A 17695-nucleotide genomic window follows, 5' to 3' on the forward strand; every position below is an offset into this window, starting at 1 on the left:
AGCACCGACTTTCCAACGATGCAAGGGCGTTGACGCCTGCCCCAGGGACGGGCACGATGACCGTTCGTGGACACATCCGCGGGAATTATTCACAGCCGCGCCGGGATCCTCGCCAGGATCCGCGGCCTGCTGCCGACCCTGACGCCCGCCGAGCGGGCGCTGGCCGAGCTGGTCGTCGCCGATCCCGGCTGGGTCGCCGCGAGCACCATCACCGACGTCGCCGTCCGCAGCGGGACGTCCCGTACCACCGTGACCCGCTTCTGCCGCGCGCTTGACCTGCCCGGATACGCCGGGCTGCGGCTCGCCCTGGCCGCCGAGAGCGGGCGGGCCGGCAGCGGGGGGTGGGCGGATCTGGGCGCGGACCTGTCGCCGGACGACGATCTGCGGGCGGTGCTGGACTGGGTCGTACGGGCCGACCGGCGCGTGATCGAGGAGACCGCCGCCCAGCTCGACATGGCGGCGCTGAAGGCGGCCGTCGCCGCGCTGGCCGCCGCCCGGCGCATCGACGTGTACGCGGTGAGCGGCAGCCGCTCGGTGGCCCTGGACCTGCATCTGCGGCTGCACCGCATCGGGCGGCCGTGCTTCGTGTGGAACGACATCCACGAGGCCCTGCCCAGCGCGGTGCTGCTGGACGAGCGGGACGTGGCCCTCGGCATCTCGCACTCCGGCGAGACCAAGGAGGTCATCGAGCCGGTCCGCGAGGCCCGCCGGGGCGGCGCCGTCACCGTCGCCGTCACCAACTTCCCCCGCTCCAGCCTGGCGAAGGCGGCGGAGCTGACGCTCGTGACAACCGCCCGCGAGACGACGTACCGGGCCGGCGGGGTCGCCGCCCGGCACGCGCAGATGATCGTCCTCGACTGCCTCTACATCGGCGTGGCCCAGCACGACCGCGTCCGTACCGAACAGGCCCTCGACGCCACCCGCCGCGCGGTGGAGGACCACCGCTACGCCCCCGGCAGCGGCGCCTGACCCATGAGCCCGCGGCGCCGGCCGGCGCCGCGTGAGGAGAACGCGCACCACCGGAACCCGTACGCCCTGAACCGAACCAGGAGTCGAACCGTGGACGCTCCCCGCACCAGCCCCCACCGAGCCCTCGACGTCAGCCGCCGCGGCCTGATCGGCGCAGCCGCCGCCACCGCCGCCGCCACCGCCCTCCCCTGGGCCACCGCCGCCCCCGCGTCAGCGGCGGCCCCCGCCGACACCGCGATCCCCTCCCCCGCCGACCTCCCCCTGACCGGCGGCCCCGACTTCCCCGTCGGGACCTTCTGGCCCCCGCACCCCTTCGCCAGCACCCCCGAGCGCTACGCGGAGGTCAGGGAAGCCGGCTTCGACTTCATCATCTCCGGCAACTACGCCGGCGACGGCAACATCTTCCAGCACCAGCTGCGCATCGCCGCCGACACCGGCCTGAAGATGCTGATCTCGGACGACATCCAGGTCCGCAACATGTCCCGCTGGTTCTCCATCTCCGACAACCCGGCGGACAGCCTCTCCGTCACCCCCGCCGAGGCCGACGCGCTGTACAAGCGCGCGGCCGACGCCTACGGCCCGTACGCCTCGCTGGCCGGCTTCAACTTCTACGACGAGCCCGGCGCCGGCTGGTTCCCCTCCCTGGCCCGCGCCCTGCAGATCGCCCGCGCCAGAACGCCGGGGCTGCTGCCGTACGTCAACCTCTTCCCGTCCACCGACGCGAACTACTACCAGTCCTTCGTCGACGTCGTGAAGCCGTCCCTCGTCTCCTTCGACCGCTATCCGCTGCTCTCCGGCGGCCGGGAGGACGCCGACTACTTCCGCAACTGGGCGGCCGTCCGCAAGGCGGCCCTGAGCGCCGACCTGCCGGCCTGGGTCTTCATCCAGACGCTGCTGTACGACAACCACCGCACGCCCACCGCCGCCGAGCTGCTCTGGCAGATCAACATCAGCCTCGCGTACGGCGCCAAGGGCATCCAGTACTTCACCTACTGGACCCCGGAGGCCGCCCGCGGCGAGGGCTTCGGCCCCGCGCTGATCACGGTGGAGGGCGAGCGCACCGAGCGCTGGTACGCGGCCCGCGACATCAACACCGCCTGGCTGCACCCCGTCGGCCGCGAGCTGAAGCCGCTGCTGCCGGAGACGGTCACCCACGCCAACGAGCCCACGCTCCCCGCCGGCGCGGTCGGCTTCACCCCGGGCGGCGGGCTGGTGGGGATCACCGGGCAGCCGGTGGTCCTCGGCACGTTCACCAGCCGCGACACGGCCGTCGCGGACCGCTGGGTGCTGGTCGCGAACCGCTGGCACAACGCGGCGGCCCGGGCCACCCTCACCGTCGACCCGGTGACGGTCGCGGCGGTGGACGTCTTCGACCCGGCGCGGGGCGCCTTCCGCGCGACGACCGACCACCGGTACGTCGACGTCGGCCTGGCCCCGGGTGAGGCGGTCCTGCTGAAGCTGCGCGCCCGCTGACCCGGGACTGGATGCGGGTGTCAGACCCTCCGGTCAGACTGGTCGTATCCGGGGGACCGAGGGATGGGAGCGTGCGGATGCTGCGTGACGTCGTGCTGGACGACCTGCCGGCCTTCTTCGACTGTATGCAGGACCCCGAGGCGATCCGGATGGCGGCCTTCACGCCGGAGGATCCCGCCGACCGGGAGGCGTTCGACGCCCACTGGGCGCGGATACTCGACGATCCGGCGGTCGTCAACCGGACGGTGGTCTTCGACGGCGAGGTGATCGGCTGGCTCGGGGCGTTCGACTTCGAGGGGCGGCGGGAGGTCACGTACTGGCTGGCCCGGCCGTACTGGGGGAAGGGGCTCGCCACGCAGGCGCTGACGGAGTTCCTGCGCGTGGTCCCGGAGCGGCCGGTGTACGCGCGGGCGGCGACGGACAACGTGGGGTCGCTGCGGGTGCTGGAGAAGACGGGATTCGTGGTCGTCGGGGAGGACAGCGGGTACGCGGCGGGGCGGGGGGCGGAGACGGCGGAGTTCCTGCTGGAGCTGGTGAGGTAGCGCGAGCCGCCCCGGGGACGGTCCCGGGGCGGCTCGGGCCTCAGTTCGCGGCCGCGGTCCTGTTCAGCTCGCCCGCGTGCACCGCGCCGAAGAACACCCGGCCGTCGTCCGTCACCAGGGCGTTGACGAGCGGGGTGGAGAAGAGCCGGCCCTCGTCGGTCTTCTTCGTCAGCGCGTCCAGGAACGAGCGTGCGCCGTCCTCGCCCAGCGCGCCGTCGGGGAGCTTCACCTCGCCGACGGTCGTCCAGCCGGAGCCGTGCGTCTCGACGTCGCCCTTGGCGAGCTCCGGCATCCTGCCGGTGTCCCGCCGCTGGGACAGGTCCCGCGTCGTGACGTCCGCGCCCGCCGGGGGCTTGTACGCGAAGGTGTCGGCGGACGGCTTCGCGAAGCTCACGCGGGTGAAGGCGACGTCCACGACCTTGGTGTCGTCGTCCGCGGTCAGCGTGAACTTCAGCGGCACCCCGTTCTCGGCGACGGCGATCCGTACGTCCTTCACCGTCGAGGCGTCCTGCGTGGGGGTGACCTTCAGCTGGTACGCCTCCCGCCCGGCGACGTTCACCGTCCCGTCCACCGTCACGTCGGTGGTGTCCCCGGACCGCTGCAGCAGCTCCCGCGCCAGCTCGCGCGGCGTGAGATCCCGCATGTCCTCCGGCAGCGCGTGGTCCTCGTCCCCCTCGGCGGCGGCGTCCGCGTTCGTACCGTGGAAGACCTTGTCGGACCCCGTCGAGAACGCCCACACGTCACCGCCGTCGTGCAGCGCGGTGTAGTCGTGGCCGCCCTGGTCGAGGAGCGTCGCCTTCTGCCGGTCCGGCCCGTCCGCCGCCACGCGCAGGGTGTGATCGCCGGAGAGCAGCGACAGCGCGGCGGCCCCCGGATCGGCGTCGTCCCCGGAGCCGGAGCCGAGGCCGCCGGGCAGCGCGGGCAGCCCCAGGTCGGTCCGCAGCTTCACGGTGCCCTGCACGGACTGCGCGTCCGAGTCCAGGACCCTGGTGATCAGCTCCTCGGCGGACACGTCGTCCAGCCCGTCGTCGCCCTGCGCCAGCGCGGGCATCAGCCCCACGGTGAGCGCGGTGACGCCCGCGATGCCGAGCGGTATGCCGTAGCGCAGCGCCTTGCGGGACGGCCGCGGGGCCTCCTCCTCGGCGGGCGGTTCCGGTCGGATCTGTGCCATGTCGTCCTACCTCCGTAGTCGGTCGTCGGCACTCGTCCACCCCTCGGGTCATTGTCACCCGATCTGCGCAAGGTGGCCCCCGGGCCGGTGCGTCCATGGCACCACGCGGGGGCGGTACGAATCGTCAGCCCAGGGTGCCGGGCCGGGTACACCGCGGGAAGGAGGACCGGCGGTACCAACGGGGTAGGGCAGCCGCCGCCGCGTCAGGGTCGTACGGCGTACACCAGGGCCTCAGCCCGTACGCACCACGACGGCCTCGCACAGCCCCTCCAGGGCGGCGCGGGCGGCGCACCGGGGCAGCGCGGAGAGCATCGTCCGGGCCTCCTCCGCGTACCGGATGGTGTCCCGCTTGGCCTGTGCCAGCGCCGGGTGGACCCGCAGCCGCTCCAGGGCCTCCCCGAGGCGCGCGTCGTCCGTCAGATCGCCGTCCAGCAGGGCGCACAGCTCCAGGTCCTCCCGGAGCCCGGCGCGCTCGGCGGCGGCCCGCAGATGGAGCACGGGGAGCGTCTGGATGCCCTCGCGGAGGTCCGTCCCGGGGGTCTTGCCGGACTCGCGGGACTCGGAGGCGATGTCGAGGACGTCGTCGGCGAGCTGGAACGCCATGCCGATGCGCTCGCCGTACTGCGTGAGCACATCGACGGTCGAGTCGGAGGCCCCCGACATGAGCGCCCCGAAGCGGCCGGCGACGGCGATCAGGGAGCCCGTCTTGCCGGACAGGACCTCCATGTAGTGGTCGATCGGGTCGCGGCCCTCGCTGGGTCCGGCGGTCTCCAGGATCTGACCGGTCACCAGCCGCTCGAACGCCTGTGCCTGGATCCGCACCGCTTCCGGACCGAGGTCCGCCAGTATGTTCGACGCCCGCGAGAACAGGAAGTCGCCGGTGAGCACGGCCACCGAGTTGTCCCACCGGGTGTTCGCGGAGGGGACGCCGCGGCGGATGGCCGCCTCGTCCATCACGTCGTCGTGGTACAGCGTCGCCAGATGCGTCAGCTCCACGACCACCGCGGAGGGCACCACGCCCGGCGCGTGCGGGTCGCCGAACTGCGCCGCGAGCATCACCAGCAGCGGACGGAATCTCTTGCCCCCGGCGCGGACGAGGTGCTGGGCGGCCTCGGTGATGAACGGGACATCACTCTTCGTCGCCTCGAGGAGCCCCTCCTCGACGGCCGCCAACCCGGTCTGGACGGCGGCCTCGAGGGCCTCGTCCCGCACGCTGAGCCCGAAGGGTGCGACCACGGTCACGGGGGCTCCTCCTGTCTGCAGACGCTCACGGCAAGCGCGTCGGAATGCGGATTGGACTGTCGGTGTGATGTCACCGGCGACACCGGCGAATGTCGATCTGTCGCCAGAGAACACCATGCACCACGTTCGCAGCGTATCCGGTCACGTAACGATCACAGTGGGCGGCTTCCCCTACGGCGGCGCGATGAACGTAATGTGAGCGGGCACTCCCAGAGATCACCCCACCGATCATCGATCACGACGGACCCAGGGACCGGATCATGCCCGTGCACAGCCCGCTCGACCTCCCCGAAGGCGACCCCTTCGGCCCCGAGAACCTCCCCTACGGCGTCTTCACCACCCCCGGCGACGCCCGCCCGCGCATCGGTGTCCGCTACGGCGACCACGTCCTCGACGCCGGCGCCGCCGCCCGCGCCGCCGGCTCCCCGCACGCCGAGCTGCTGGCCGCGCCCCTGCTGAACCCGCTGCTGGCCGCCGGGCGCCCCGTCTGGACGGCGGTACGGGCCGCGGTACGGGCCTGGCTCACCGAGGACGCCCACCGGGCCGCCGTGGAGCCGCTGCTGACGCCGCTGGCGGAGGCGGAGATGCGGCTGCCGTTCGAGGTCGCGGACTACGTCGACTTCTACGCCAGCGAGCACCACGCCTCCAACGTCGGCCGCATCTTCCGCCCGGACGCCCCCGACCCGCTCACCCCGAACTGGAAACACCTCCCGATCGGTTACCACGGCCGCGCCGGCACGGTCGTAGTCTCCGGCACCCCGGTCGTACGCCCCTCGGGCCAGCGCAAGACGCCCGCGGACCCCACGCCGGTCTTCGGCCCGTCGGTGCGCCTGGACATCGAGGCGGAGGTCGCCTTCGTGGTCGGCAGGCCGTCCGCGCGGGGCACGGCGGTGGAGCGCGGGGACCTGCGGGAGCACGTCTTCGGCCTGTGCCTGCTGAACGACTGGTCGGCGCGCGACCTCCAGGCGTGGGAGTACGTGCCGCTGGGCCCCTTCCTGGGGAAGTCCTTCGCGACGTCCGTGGCGGCCTGGATCACCCCGCTGGAGGCCCTGGAGTCGGCCCGGACGGCGCCCCCGGTCCGTACCCATCCGCTGCTGCCGTACCTCGACGACTCCGCCGACCGCCCCGACGGCTTCGACCTGCGCATCGAGGTCGTGATCAACGGCGAGACGGTGTCCCGCCCGCCGTTCTCCGCGATGTACTGGACGGCCGCCCAGCAGCTGGCCCACCTGACGGTGAACGGCGCCTCGCTGCGTACGGGCGACGTGTACGCCTCGGGCACGGTCTCCGGCCCCGAGCCGGACCAGCTGGGCTGCCTGCTGGAGCTCACCAAGGGCAAGGGCCCCTACCTCGCGGACGGCGACGAGGTCGTCCTGCGCGCCTGGGCCCCGGGCCCGCACGGCACGCGGATCGGGCTCGGCGAGGTCCGGGGACAGATCGTCCCGACCAGGTACTGACATACGAAAACGGCCGGTTCCTTTCGGGGAACCGGCCGTTTTCCGCTTACGAGGACGTCAGCGCACGAAGACGCCCGCGTCCCCCGCGAGGTCCAGGAAGTACTGCGGCGCCAGCCCCAGCACCAGCGTGACGATCACGCCGATCCCGATCGCCGTCGACGTCAGCGCCGACGGGACCGCCACCGACGGGCCGTCGGCCTGCGGCTCGCTGAAGAACATCAGCACGATGACGCGTACGTAGAAGAACGCGGCGATCGCCGACGAGATCACACCGATCACGACCAGCGGCATCGCACCGCCGTCCGCCGCCGCCTTGAACACCGCGAACTTGCCGGAGAACCCGGACGTCAGCGGAATACCGGCGAAGGCCAGCAGGAACACCGCGAACACGGCCGCGACCAGCGGCGACCGCCGCCCCAGCCCCGCCCACTTCGACAGATGCGTGGCCTCGCCGCCCGCGTCCCGCACCAGCGTGACGACCGCGAAGGCGCCCAGCGTGACGAAGGAGTACGCGCCCAGATAGAACAGCACCGACGACACGCCCTCCGGCGTAGCCGCCGTCACGCCCGCGAGGATGAAGCCCGCGTGGGCGATGGAGGAGTACGCCAGCAGCCGCTTCACGTCCGTCTGCGTGACCGCGAGGATCGCGCCGAGGATCATGGTCGCGATGGCCACGCCCCACATCACCGGCCGCCAGTCCCACCGCATGCCCGGCAGCACGACGTACAGCAGCCGCAGCAGGGCACCGAACGCGGCGACCTTCGTCGCGGCGGCCATGAAGCCCGTCACCGGCGTCGGGGCGCCCTGGTAGACGTCCGGGGTCCACATGTGGAACGGCACGGCGCCGACCTTGAACAGCAGCCCGACCAGGATCATCGCGCCGCCGATGAGCAGCAGCGCGTCGTTGCCCATGGTCCCGGCGAGCGCCGGGTCGATCGTCTTCTTCGTGCCCTCGACGACGTCGGCGATCCCGGCGTACGTGACGGTGCCGGAGTAGCCGTACAGCAGCGCGATGCCGAAGAGCAGGAACGCGGAGGAGAAGGCGCCGAGCAGGAAGTACTTGACCGCGGCCTCCTGCGACATGAACCGCTTGCGGCGGGCCAGGGCGCACAGCAGGTACAGCGGCAGCGAGAAGACCTCCAGCGCGACGAAGAGCGTCAGCAGATCGTTCGCGGCGGGGAAGAGCAGCATGCCGGAGACGGCGAACATCACCAGCGGGTAGACCTCGGTGGTGGTGAACCCGGCCTTCACGGCGGCCTGCTCGGCCTCACCGCCCGGCACCGCCGAGCCCTGCGCGGCGAACGAGTCCACGTGCCGCCCGTGCTGCTGCGGATCCAGCCGCCGTTCGGCGAACGTGAGCACCGCGACGATCGACACCAGCAGGATGGTCCCCTGCAGGAACAGCGCCGGCCCGTCCACGGCCACGGCGCCGACCGCGACGATCCCGGCCTCCTTGGCCGCGTAGCCGTCGGTCGCCAGCCAGATCACCGCGCCGAACGCGGCGACCAGACCGGCGATCGCCAGCACGGTCTGCGCCCAGTAGCGCGAGCGGCGCGGCAGGAACGCCTCGACCAGCACGCCCAGGATGGCCACGCCGATGACGATCAGCGTCGGCGACATCTGGCCGTACTCGAAGTCCGGGGCCTTGAAGTCCGGCGCCGACCCCTGCGCCACTGTCCACAGGCTGTGGACAGGGTAGATGGTGCTCACTTGTGGCCTCCGTCAGCGGTCTCACCCTGGGCCGCCGGCTGGTAGTCGAACCAGCCCCCGTCCGTGGTGACGGCGTGGTCGGGCTCGGGGTCCTTCTTCTGTACGTCCGACATCGACCGCTCCACCGCCGGGTTGACGATCTCCGTCAGCGGCTTCGGGTAGATGCCGAGGCCGATCAGCAGCGCGATCAGCGGGGCCACCACGAGCACCTCGCGGACCCGCAGGTCCGGCAGCTTCGCCACGCTCTCCTTGACCGGTCCGGTCATCGTGCGCTGGTAGAGGACCAGCACGTACAGCGCGGCGAGGATGATGCCCAGGGTGGCGACGATGCCGACAGCCGGATAGCGGGCGAACGCCCCGACCAGCACCAGGAACTCGCTGACGAACGGCGCCAGCCCCGGCAGCGACAGCGTCGCGAGCCCGCCGACCAGGAACGTCCCGGCCAGCACCGGCGCCACCTTCTGCACGCCGCCGTAGTCGGCGATGAGCCGCGAGCCGCGCCGGGAGATCAGGAAGCCGGCCACCAGCATCAGCGCGGCGGTCGAGATCCCGTGGTTGACCATGTACAGCGTGGCGCCGCTCTGGCCCTGGGACGTCATCACGAAGACGCCGAGGACGATGAACCCGAAGTGGGAGATCGACGCGTACGCGATCAGCCGCTTGATGTCGCGCTGTCCGACGGCCAGCAGCGCGCCGTAGATGATGGAGATCAGCGAGAGCACCAGGATCACCGGCGTCGCCCAGTCGCTGGCCTCGGGGAAGAGCCCGAGGCAGAAGCGGAGCATCGCGAAGGTGCCGACCTTGTCGACCACCGCGGTGATGAGCACCGCGACGGGCGCCGTGGCCTCGCCCATGGCGTTGGGCAGCCAGGTGTGCAGCGGGAACAGCGGGGCCTTGACGGCGAAGGCGAAGAAGAAGCCGAGGAACAGCCACCGTTCGGTGTTCGTCCCCAGCGTCAGATCGCCGTTCGCGCGGGCCTCGAGGATCTGCGGCAGGGAGAACGTCCCCGTACCGAGGTCGTCGGCGGTGGCGACGTACAGGCCGATCACCGCGGCCAGCATGATCAGACCGCCGGCCAGGTTGTAGAGGAGGAACTTCACGGCCGCGTACGAGCGCTGCTTCGCCGCCTCGTCCTCACCATGCTCGTGAGCGCGGTCGCCGAAGCCGCCGATCAGGAAGTACAGCGGGATCAGCATGGCTTCGAAGAAGACGTAGAAGAGGAAGATGTCCGTCGCCTCGAAGGAGACGACGACCATCGCCTCGACGGCCAGGATCAGGGCGAAGAAGCCCTGCGTCGGCCGCCACCGGGAGGACGTGGTCTCCAGGGGATCCGCGTCGTTCCAGCCCGCCCCGATGATGAACGGGATCAGCAGCGTGGTGAGCAGGATGAGCGCGACGCCGATGCCGTCCACGCCCAGGTCGTAGCGGAGCCCGAAGTCCTTGATCCAGGTGTGGGACTCGGTGAGCTGGAACCGGTCGCCGCCCGGTTCGAAGCGCACGGCGATCACGGCGGCCAGCACCAGTGTCGCCACGGACACCAGCAGCGCCAGCCACTTCGCGGCCGTACGCCGGGCCGCGGGCACCGCGGCCGTGGCGATCGCCCCGAGGGCGGGGACCGCGGCCGTCGCCGTCAGCAGTGGGAAAGACATATCAGACCGCCCTCATCAGCAGGGTGGCGGCGATGAGCACCGCCGCGCCGCCGAACATCGAGACCGCGTACGAACGGGCGAAGCCGTTCTGCATCCGCCGCGCCCGCGACGACAACCCGCCCACGGTGGCCGCGGTGGTGTTGACGACACCGTCGACGACCGAGTGGTCCAGGAAGACCAGACCGCGGGTCAGATACTCGCCGGGCTTGACCAGGACCACGTGGTTGAAGTCGTCCTGGAGCAGATCGCGCCGGGCGGCGCGGGTGAGCAGGGAGCCGCGCGGGGCGACAACGGGCACCGTACGGCGGCCGTACATCAGCCAGGCCCCGACGACACCGATCGCCATACAGGCCAGGGCGGCGCCGGAGATGACGCCCGCGCCGTACGCGGGATCGCCGTGCTCGTGCGAGGTCACCGGCTCCAGCCACTTCAGGAACCGGTCGCCGACGGCGAAGAACCCGCCGGCGAAGACCGATCCGAAGGCCAGCAGGATCATCGGGACCGTCATGGACTTGGGCGACTCGTGCGGGTGCGGCTCGTTGCCCTCGGCGTCGGGCTGCCAGCGCTTCTCGCCGAAGAACGTCATGAGCATCATCCGCGTCATGTAGAACGCGGTGATCGCCGCGCCGAGCAGCGTGACGGCGCCCAGGATCAGGCCCTGCGTACCGCCCTTGGCGAACGCGGCCTCGATGATCCCGTCCTTGGAGAAGAACCCGGACAGCGGGAACATGCCGATGATGGCCAGATAGCCGAGCCCGAACGTCCAGAAGGTGACCGGCATGTGCTTGCGCAGCGCGCCGTACTTCCGCATGTCGACCTCGTCGTTCATGCCGTGCATGACCGAACCGGCGCCGAGGAACAGGCCCGCCTTGAAGAAGCCGTGCGTGACCAGGTGCATGATCGCGAAGACGTAGCCGATGGGGCCGAGGCCCGCGGCCAGCACCATGTAGCCGATCTGCGACATGGTCGAACCGGCGAGGGACTTCTTGATGTCGTCCTTCGCGCAACCGACGATCGCACCAAAGAGCAGCGTGACCGCGCCGACCACAACGACCGCGGTCTGCGCGTCGGGCGCCCCGTTGAAGATCGCCCCCGACCGCACGATCAGATACACACCGGCCGTGACCATCGTCGCCGCGTGGATGAGCGCCGACACCGGGGTCGGGCCCTCCATCGCGTCGCCGAGCCAGGACTGCAGCGGCACCTGCGCCGACTTGCCGCACGCGGCGAGCAGCAGCATCAGGCCGATCGCCGTGAGCTTGCCCTCCGACGTCTCACCCGCCGCGCCCAGCACCGGCCCGAAGGCGAAGGAGCCGAACGTGGTGAACATCAGCATGATCGCGACGGACAGTCCGACGTCACCGACGCGGTTGACGATGAACGCCTTCTTCGCCGCGGTCGCCGCGCTGGGCTTGTGCTGCCAGAAGCCGATGAGCAGGTACGAGGCGAGGCCCACGCCCTCCCAGCCGACGTACAGCAGCAGGTAGTTGTCCGCGATGACGAGCAGCAGCATCGCCGCGAGGAACAGGTTCAGGAAACCGAAGAACCGGCGCCGGCGCTCGTCGTGCTCCATGTACCCCATCGAGTACATGTGGATCAGCGACCCGACACCCGTGATCAGCAGCACGAACGTCATGGACAGCTGGTCCAGCTGGAACCCGACGTCGGCCTGGAAGCCCTCCACCGGGATCCAGCTCAAGACGGTGGTGTGCAGGCCCCGCTGCTCCGGGTCCTTGCCGAGCATGTCGGCGAAGAGCGCCAGACCGATTCCGAAGGACGCGAACGAGAGCACCGTGCCGAGGACGTGCCCGATCCCGTCCAGCCTTCGCCCGCCGCAGAGCAGCAGGGCAGCGCCGAGCAACGGCACCGCGACGAGCAATCCGATGAGTGACTCCACTGGAACGTACCCCTTACAGCTTCATCAGGCTGGCGTCGTCGACCGAGGCCGAGTGACGGGAGCGGTAGAGCGCGACGATGATCGCGAGGCCGACCACCACCTCCGCTGCGGCGACGACCATCACGAAGAACGCGATGACCTGGCCGTCGAGGTTGCCGTGCAGCCGGGAGAAGGTGACGAGCGCCAGATTGCAGGCGTTCAGCATCAGCTCGACGCACATGAAGACGATGATCGCGTTACGCCGGATCAGCACCCCGGACGCCCCGATGGTGAACAGCAGGGCGGCCAGATACAGGTAGTTGACCGGATTCACTTCGCCTCCACCTCCTTCTTCTTCTCCTGCGGCGGCTTGTTGGCGGTCCGCTTCTGACCCTGGTAGTCGGCCGTGCGCTGCTCGAGCGCCGCGAGCTCACCCATCGCCTGCTCGGACACGTCGCGGATCTGGCCGCGGGAGCGCAGCGTCTTGTTGACGGTGAGCTCGGACGGGCTGCCGTCGGGCAGCAGGCCCGCGATGTCGACCGCGTTGTGCCGGGCGTAGACGCCGGGGGCGGGCAGCGGCGTGACCTGCGTGCCGTCCTTCACCCGGGCCTCGGCCTGCTCGCGCTGGGTGAGCGGACGCTCGGTGCGCTCGCGGTGGGTGAGGACCATACCGGCGACGGCGGCGGTGATCAGCAGCGCGCCGGTGATCTCGAAGGCGAAGATGTACTTGGTGAAGACCAGCTCCGCCAGCCCCCGGACGTTGCCGGGCTTGTTGGCCGCGGTGAGCCCCGTGAACTCGGTGATCTTCGCGTTGGCGATCCCGGCCATCAGCAGGACGCCGAAGCCGATCCCGCAGACGGCGGCGAGGATCCGCTGGCCCTTGATGGTCTCCTTCAGGGAGTCCGCCGCGGTGATGCCGACGAGCATCAGCACGAAGAGGAACAGCATCATGACGGCGCCGGTGTAGACGACGATCTGTACGACGCCCAGGAAGTAGGCGCCGTTGGCGAGGTAGAACATCGCCAGGATCACCATCGTGCCGGCGAGGCAGAGCGCCGAGTGCACGGCGCGCTTCAGCATCACCGTGCCCAGCGCGCCCGCCACGGCGAAGACCGCCAGCACCCAGAACTGGGTGGCCTCTCCGGTGGAGGTCTGGTAGGCAGCCAGCGTGTTCATGCCGTGGCCTCCTCTGCGGCGGGCTCCTCGCCCTTCGATACGGCGGCCTGACGCTCCGTACCGGGCGCGGCCTCGGTGACGAGCCCCGCGTAGTAGTCCTTCTCCGTCATCCCGGGGAAGATCGCGTGCGGGCTGTCGACCATGCCCTCCGTCAGCCCCACGAGCAGCTCGTCCTTGGTGTAGATGAGCGAGGAACGGGAGGTGTTGGCGAGCTCGTACTCGTTGGTCATGGTGAGCGCCCGGGTCGGGCAGGCCTCGACGCACAGTCCGCACAGGATGCAGCGCAGATAGTTGATCTGGTACGTCCGGCCGTAGCGCTCGCCCGGCGAGTAGCGTTCCTCGTCGGTGTTGTCGGCGCCCTCCACGTAGATGGCGTCGGCCGGACAGGCCCAGGCGCAGAGCTCGCAGCCGATGCACTTCTCCAGGCCGTCCGGGTGCCGGTTGAGCTGGTGGCGGCCGTGGAAGCGCGGTGCGGTGGGCTTCTTGTACTCCGGGTACTGCTCGGTCAGCCGCTTCTTGAACATGGCCTTGAAGGTCACGCCGAAGCCGGCGACGGGATTGAGCCGCTTGGGCTTCTCGTCAGACACCGTCAGCCTCCTTGTTGCCCTCTGCGGTGGTCTCGGGTGCCGTACCCACGAGTTCCCGCTGCTGCCGCGAGGGGCGGCGCGGGACGGGCGGCAGGGTCTGTCCGGGCAGCGGCGGTACGGGGAAGCCGCCCGCCATGGGATCGAAGTCCTTCTTGTCGTACGCGGCCTGCGCGGCCGCCGCCTTCTCCTCCCGCTCGCGGAAGAAGTCCACGAGGAAGGACAGGAGCAGCAGCACGATCACGCCGCCGACGACGTACAGGACGATGTCCTGGAAGTCCTTCCCCTCGTTGTTCAGCGCCCGGACCGTGGCGACCAGCATCAGCCAGACCATGGAGACCGGGATCAGGACCTTCCAGCCCAGCTTCATGAACTGGTCGTAGCGCACCCGGGGCAGCGCGGCGCGGATCCACACGAAGAAGAAGATCAGCGCGACGAGCTTGCCGGTGAACCAGAGCATCGGCCACCAGCCGGTGTTGGCGCCCTCCCAGACGGTGCTGATGGGCGCCGGGGCGCGCCAGCCGCCGAGGAAGAGCGTCACCGCGATGGCGGAGACGGTCACCAGGTGGACGTACTCGGAGAGCATGAAGAGCGCGAACTTGATCGACGAGTACTCGGTGTTGAAGCCGCCGACCAGGTCGCCCTCGGACTCCGGCATGTCGAAGGGCGCGCGGTGCGCCTCACCGACCATGGACACCAGGTAGATCAGGAACGAGACCGGCAGCAGGATCGCGAACCAGCGTCCCTCCTGGGCCTCGACGATCGTCGAGGTGGACATGGAGCCCGAGTACATGAAGACGGCCGCGAACGACAGGCCCATCGCGACCTCGTACGAGATCACCTGGGCCGTCGCGCGCACCCCGCCGAGCAGCGGGTACGTCGAGCCGGACGACCAGCCGGCCAGCACCACGCCGTAGGCGGCGATGGAGCCGGTGGCCAGGACGAAGAGCATCGCGACCGGGAGGTCGGTGAGCTGCATCGTGGTGCGCTCGCCGAAGATCGAGATCTGGTTGTCGGCGGGGCCGAAGGGGATCACCGCGATGGCCATGAAGGCCGGGACCGTCGCGAGGATCGGCGCCAGGACGAAGACGAACTTCGCGGCGCCCTTGACCGTGAGGTCTTCCTTCAGCATGAGCTTCACGCCGTCGGCGAGCGACTGCAGCATGCCCCAGGGGCCGTGCCGGTTGGGGCCGATGCGCAGCTGCATCCAGCCGACGACCTTGCGCTCGGCGACGATCGAGATGAGGACCGTCAGCATCAGGAACGCGAAGCAGAAGACCGCCTTGAGCAGGACGAGCCACCACACGTCGCGGCCGAACATGGTGAGGTCTTCGGTGGCGGCGAGGATCATCGGGTCACCTCCGAGGTGATCTCCGGGCCGACCGCCACCACGTCGCCGGGCCGGGCGCCCGTCTCGGCGGTGACGCCCGGGGCCGTGGACTGGAGCGGCAGCCAGACCACGCGGTCCGGCATCTCGGCGGTCACCCGCAGCGGCAGGCTCACCGAGCCGGCCGGTCCGGTGACCGTGAGGGTGTCGCCGTCCTTGACGCCGGCCTCGTCCGCGGTGGCGGGCGAGACGCGGGCCTCGGCGGCGTGCCGGGTGCCGGTGAGGGCGTCGTCGCCCTCCTGCAGCCGGCCGTTGTCGAGCAGCAGCCGGTGACCGGCGAGGACCGCCTGGCCGGGCTGCGGATCGGGCAGTGTCCCCTGGAGCTCGGTGGGCGTCGCGGGCCGGTCGCCGGTCCAGACGCCGAGCCGGTCCAGCTCGGCGCGCACGGTGCGTACGTCGGGCAGGCCCAGGTGTACGTCCATGGCGTCGGCGAGCATGTTCAGCACCCGGGTGTCCGGCGGGGCCAGCTGTCCGGCGCGCATCAGGTCGGCCTTGAGCGCGGGCTCGAACGGGCGGGCGCGGCCCTCCCAGTCGAGGAACGTGCCGGCCTTCTCCGCGACGGCGGCGACGGGCAGGACGACGTCGGCCTGTGCGGTGACCTCGCTGGGCCGCTGCTCCAGGCTGACCAGGAAGCCAACCTTCGCCAGCGCCTCGCGGGCCAGCGCCGGGTCCGGCAGGTCGGCCACCTCGACGCCGCCGACGAGCAGCGCGGTCAGCTGTCCGCCGGCCGCGGCGGCGACGATCTCCGTGGCGTCCCGGCCGCTGCGCGGCGGCAGCGCGCCGAGGCCCCAGGCGGACGCGGTCTGGACGCGGGCCTCGGGGTCGGAGGCGGGGCGCCCGTACGGCAGCAGCCCCGGCATCGCGCCGGCCTCGATCGCGGCCCGCTCACCGGCCCGGCGCGGGATCCACACCAGGGCGGCGCCGGTGGCGTCGGCGAGGCGGGCGGCGGCGGAGAGGCCGCCGGGGACCCCGGCCAGCCGCTCGCCGACGAGGATGACGGCGCCGGGCTTGCGGAGGGCCTCGGCGGCGCGGGTGCCGTCCTCGCCCAGGTCCTCCCCGCCGGCCAGGGCGTCGAGCCACTTGGGCTCGGTGCCGGGCGCGGCCGGCAGCAGCGTGCCGCCGGTCTTCGCCAGACCCCGGGTGATGTGCGTGGCCAGGGAGTACGACTGCTGCTTGCGCTTGCGCCAGGCCTTGCGCAGCCGCAGGAAGACGCCGGGCGCCTCCTCCTCCGACTCGAACCCGGCGAGCAGGACGGCGGGCGCCTGCTCCAGCGCCGTGTACGTGACCCCGGTGCCGTCCAGGTCGACGCCGCGTCCCGCGACGCGGGCGGCGAGGAACTCGGCCTCCTCCGCGGAGTGGACGCGGGCGCGGAAGTCGATGTCGTTGGTGTCGAGGGCGACCCGGGCGAACTTGGCATACGCGTAGGCGTCCTCGACGGTCAGCCGGCCCCCGGTGAGGACACCGGTGCGGCCGACCGCGCCGTCCAGGCCCTTCGCGGCGGCGGCCAGCGCCTCCGGCCAGCTCGCCGGCTCCAGCTCACCGTCGGCGCCTCGGACCAGGGGGGTCGTGATGCGGTCGGGGAGCTGTGCGTAGCGGAAGCCGAAGCGGCCCTTGTCGCACATCCACTCCTCGTTGACCTCCGGGTCGTTGGCGGCGAGCCGCCGCATGACCTTGCCGCGCCGGTGGTCGGTGCGGGTGGCGCAGCCCCCGGAGCAGTGCTCGCAGACGCTGGGCGAGGAGATCAGGTCGAAGGGGCGGGACCGGAAGCGGTACATCTTCGACGTCAGCGCGCCGACCGGGCAGATCTGGATCGTGTTGCCCGAGAAGTACGACTCGAACGGGTCGCCCTCGCCGGTGCCGACCTGCTGGAGCGCGCCGCGCTCCAGGAGTTCGATCATCGGGTCGCCGGCGATCTGCTGGCTGAAGCGGGTGCAGCGGGCGCAGAGCACGCAGCGTTCGCGGTCCAGCAGGACCTGGGTGCTGATCGCCACGGGCTTCTCGAACGTGCGCTTCTTGCCGTCGAAGCGGCTTTCGGCGTTGCCGTGGGACATGGACTGGTTCTGCAGGGGGCATTCGCCGCCCTTGTCGCAGACGGGGCAGTCCAGGGGGTGGTTGATGAGGAGCATCTCCATGACGCCGCGCTGGGCCTTCTCGGCCACGGGCGAGGAGAGCTGGGTTTTTACGACCATGCCGTCGGTGCAGGTGATGGTGCAGGAGGCCATCGGCTTGCGCTGGCCCTCCACCTCGACGATGCACTGGCGGCAGGCGCCGACGGGGTCCAGGGCGGGATGGTCGCAGAATCTGGGGACCTCGACGCCGAGCTGCTCGGCGGCGCGGATGACGAGGGTGCCCTTGGGCACGCTGATCTCGACGCCGTCGATCGTCAGCGTGATGAGGTCTTCCGGAGGAATCTCCGGGGTGCCGCCTCCGGCGGGGGCGGACGTGGTGACGGTCATGCG

The 17695-nt window shown here is 71.1% G+C and carries 14 protein-coding genes; 4 read left to right on the forward strand and 10 right to left on the reverse strand.

All coding sequences use genetic code 11. The annotated features are described in order from the left end of the window. Window positions 1-66: 66 nt before the first annotated feature. The 3 genes from SRB5_RS37510 (at window position 67) to SRB5_RS17730 (ending at window position 2984) form a co-directional block, all read left to right on the forward strand. Window positions 67-969, forward strand: coding sequence for a MurR/RpiR family transcriptional regulator (locus SRB5_RS37510; protein ID WP_323378064.1), 903 nt, complete (start codon window positions 67-69; stop codon window positions 967-969). A gap of 90 nt (window positions 970-1059) precedes the next feature. Further along, window positions 1060-2442, forward strand: a complete 1383-nt coding sequence (locus tag SRB5_RS17725) for a hypothetical protein (RefSeq protein WP_228390126.1) — start codon at window positions 1060-1062, stop codon at window positions 2440-2442. Window positions 2443-2519: 77 nt separating this feature from the next. Further along, a complete protein-coding gene (locus tag SRB5_RS17730) occupies window positions 2520-2984 on the forward strand; it encodes a GNAT family N-acetyltransferase (RefSeq protein ID WP_153453177.1) in 465 nt (154 codons plus the stop codon). A 40-nt stretch (window positions 2985-3024) separates the two neighbouring features. Here the strand turns inward: SRB5_RS17730 and SRB5_RS17735 are convergent, their stop codons facing one another. Both SRB5_RS17735 and SRB5_RS17740 read right to left on the reverse strand, forming a co-directional pair. Further along, window positions 3025-4155: a LolA family protein gene (locus SRB5_RS17735; RefSeq protein ID WP_153453061.1), complete on the reverse strand. Its 1131-nt coding sequence runs from the start codon at window positions 4153-4155 to the stop codon at window positions 3025-3027. Between the two features lie 231 nt (window positions 4156-4386). Beyond that, window positions 4387-5397: a polyprenyl synthetase family protein gene (locus SRB5_RS17740; RefSeq protein WP_323378065.1), complete on the reverse strand. Its 1011-nt coding sequence runs from the start codon at window positions 5395-5397 to the stop codon at window positions 4387-4389. 260 nt (window positions 5398-5657) lie between these two features. Between SRB5_RS17740 and fahA the strand changes: the two genes are divergently transcribed. Continuing rightward, window positions 5658-6854: a fumarylacetoacetase gene (gene fahA / locus SRB5_RS17745; protein WP_153453065.1), complete on the forward strand. Its 1197-nt coding sequence runs from the start codon at window positions 5658-5660 to the stop codon at window positions 6852-6854. Window positions 6855-6911: 57 nt separating this feature from the next. Here the strand turns inward: fahA and nuoN are convergent, their stop codons facing one another. Genes nuoN through SRB5_RS17785 form a run of 8 tightly spaced genes read right to left on the reverse strand, consistent with a single transcriptional unit; the run spans window position 6912 to window position 17692 of the window. Further along, window positions 6912-8555 (reverse strand): NADH-quinone oxidoreductase subunit NuoN, encoded by a 1644-nt coding sequence (nuoN, locus tag SRB5_RS17750; RefSeq protein WP_323378085.1) that lies wholly within the window; start codon window positions 8553-8555, stop codon window positions 6912-6914. A gap of 5 nt (window positions 8556-8560) precedes the next feature. Further along, on the reverse strand, window positions 8561-10213 hold the full coding sequence (locus SRB5_RS17755; RefSeq protein WP_153453067.1) for an NADH-quinone oxidoreductase subunit M: 1653 nt from the start codon (window positions 10211-10213) through the stop codon (window positions 8561-8563). Window position 10214: 1 nt separating this feature from the next. Beyond that, the gene (gene nuoL / locus SRB5_RS17760) at window positions 10215-12110 is read right to left on the reverse strand and encodes an NADH-quinone oxidoreductase subunit L (protein ID WP_323378066.1); all 1896 of its coding nucleotides are present in this window, start codon (window positions 12108-12110) and stop codon (window positions 10215-10217) included. 13 nt (window positions 12111-12123) lie between these two features. Beyond that, on the reverse strand, window positions 12124-12423 hold the full coding sequence (gene nuoK, locus SRB5_RS17765) for an NADH-quinone oxidoreductase subunit NuoK (protein ID WP_323378067.1): 300 nt from the start codon (window positions 12421-12423) through the stop codon (window positions 12124-12126). Further along, entirely contained in the window at window positions 12420-13265 is an 846-nt protein-coding gene (locus tag SRB5_RS17770; RefSeq protein ID WP_153453069.1) for an NADH-quinone oxidoreductase subunit J, read from the reverse strand. Before SRB5_RS17770 ends, nuoK begins: the two co-directional genes overlap by 4 nt. Then, entirely contained in the window at window positions 13262-13852 is a 591-nt protein-coding gene (gene nuoI / locus SRB5_RS17775; protein WP_323378068.1) for an NADH-quinone oxidoreductase subunit NuoI, read from the reverse strand. The genes SRB5_RS17770 and nuoI overlap by 4 nt, the downstream gene beginning before the upstream one ends. Next, window positions 13845-15200: an NADH-quinone oxidoreductase subunit NuoH gene (nuoH, locus tag SRB5_RS17780; protein ID WP_153453073.1), complete on the reverse strand. Its 1356-nt coding sequence runs from the start codon at window positions 15198-15200 to the stop codon at window positions 13845-13847. Before nuoH ends, nuoI begins: the two co-directional genes overlap by 8 nt. Next, a complete protein-coding gene (locus tag SRB5_RS17785) occupies window positions 15197-17692 on the reverse strand; it encodes an NADH-quinone oxidoreductase subunit G (RefSeq protein ID WP_153453075.1) in 2496 nt (831 codons plus the stop codon). The genes nuoH and SRB5_RS17785 overlap by 4 nt, the downstream gene beginning before the upstream one ends. Between the last annotated feature and the right edge of the window lie 3 nt (window positions 17693-17695).

It is taken from the genome of Streptomyces smaragdinus (genome assembly GCF_009604385.1).
Classification (GTDB): Bacteria; Actinomycetota; Actinomycetes; order Streptomycetales; family Streptomycetaceae; genus Streptomyces; species Streptomyces smaragdinus.

What these genes read in the sequence shown, in the direction of transcription:
- SRB5_RS17735 (WP_153453061.1), bottom strand. Translation starts at nt 4,155, where the DNA reads ATGGCACAGATCCGACCGGAACCGCCCGCCGAGGAGGAGGCCCCGCGG.
- SRB5_RS17770 (WP_153453069.1), bottom strand. Translation starts at nt 13,265, where the DNA reads ATGAACACGCTGGCTGCCTACCAGACCTCCACCGGAGAGGCCACCCAG.
- fahA (WP_153453065.1), top strand. Translation starts at nt 5,658, where the DNA reads ATGCCCGTGCACAGCCCGCTCGACCTCCCCGAAGGCGACCCCTTCGGC.
- nuoH (WP_153453073.1), bottom strand. Translation starts at nt 15,200, where the DNA reads ATGATCCTCGCCGCCACCGAAGACCTCACCATGTTCGGCCGCGACGTG.
- SRB5_RS17755 (WP_153453067.1), bottom strand. Translation starts at nt 10,213, where the DNA reads ATGTCTTTCCCACTGCTGACGGCGACGGCCGCGGTCCCCGCCCTCGGG.
- SRB5_RS17785 (WP_153453075.1), bottom strand. Translation starts at nt 17,692, where the DNA reads ATGACCGTCACCACGTCCGCCCCCGCCGGAGGCGGCACCCCGGAGATT.
- SRB5_RS17730 (WP_153453177.1), top strand. Translation starts at nt 2,520, where the DNA reads ATGCTGCGTGACGTCGTGCTGGACGACCTGCCGGCCTTCTTCGACTGT.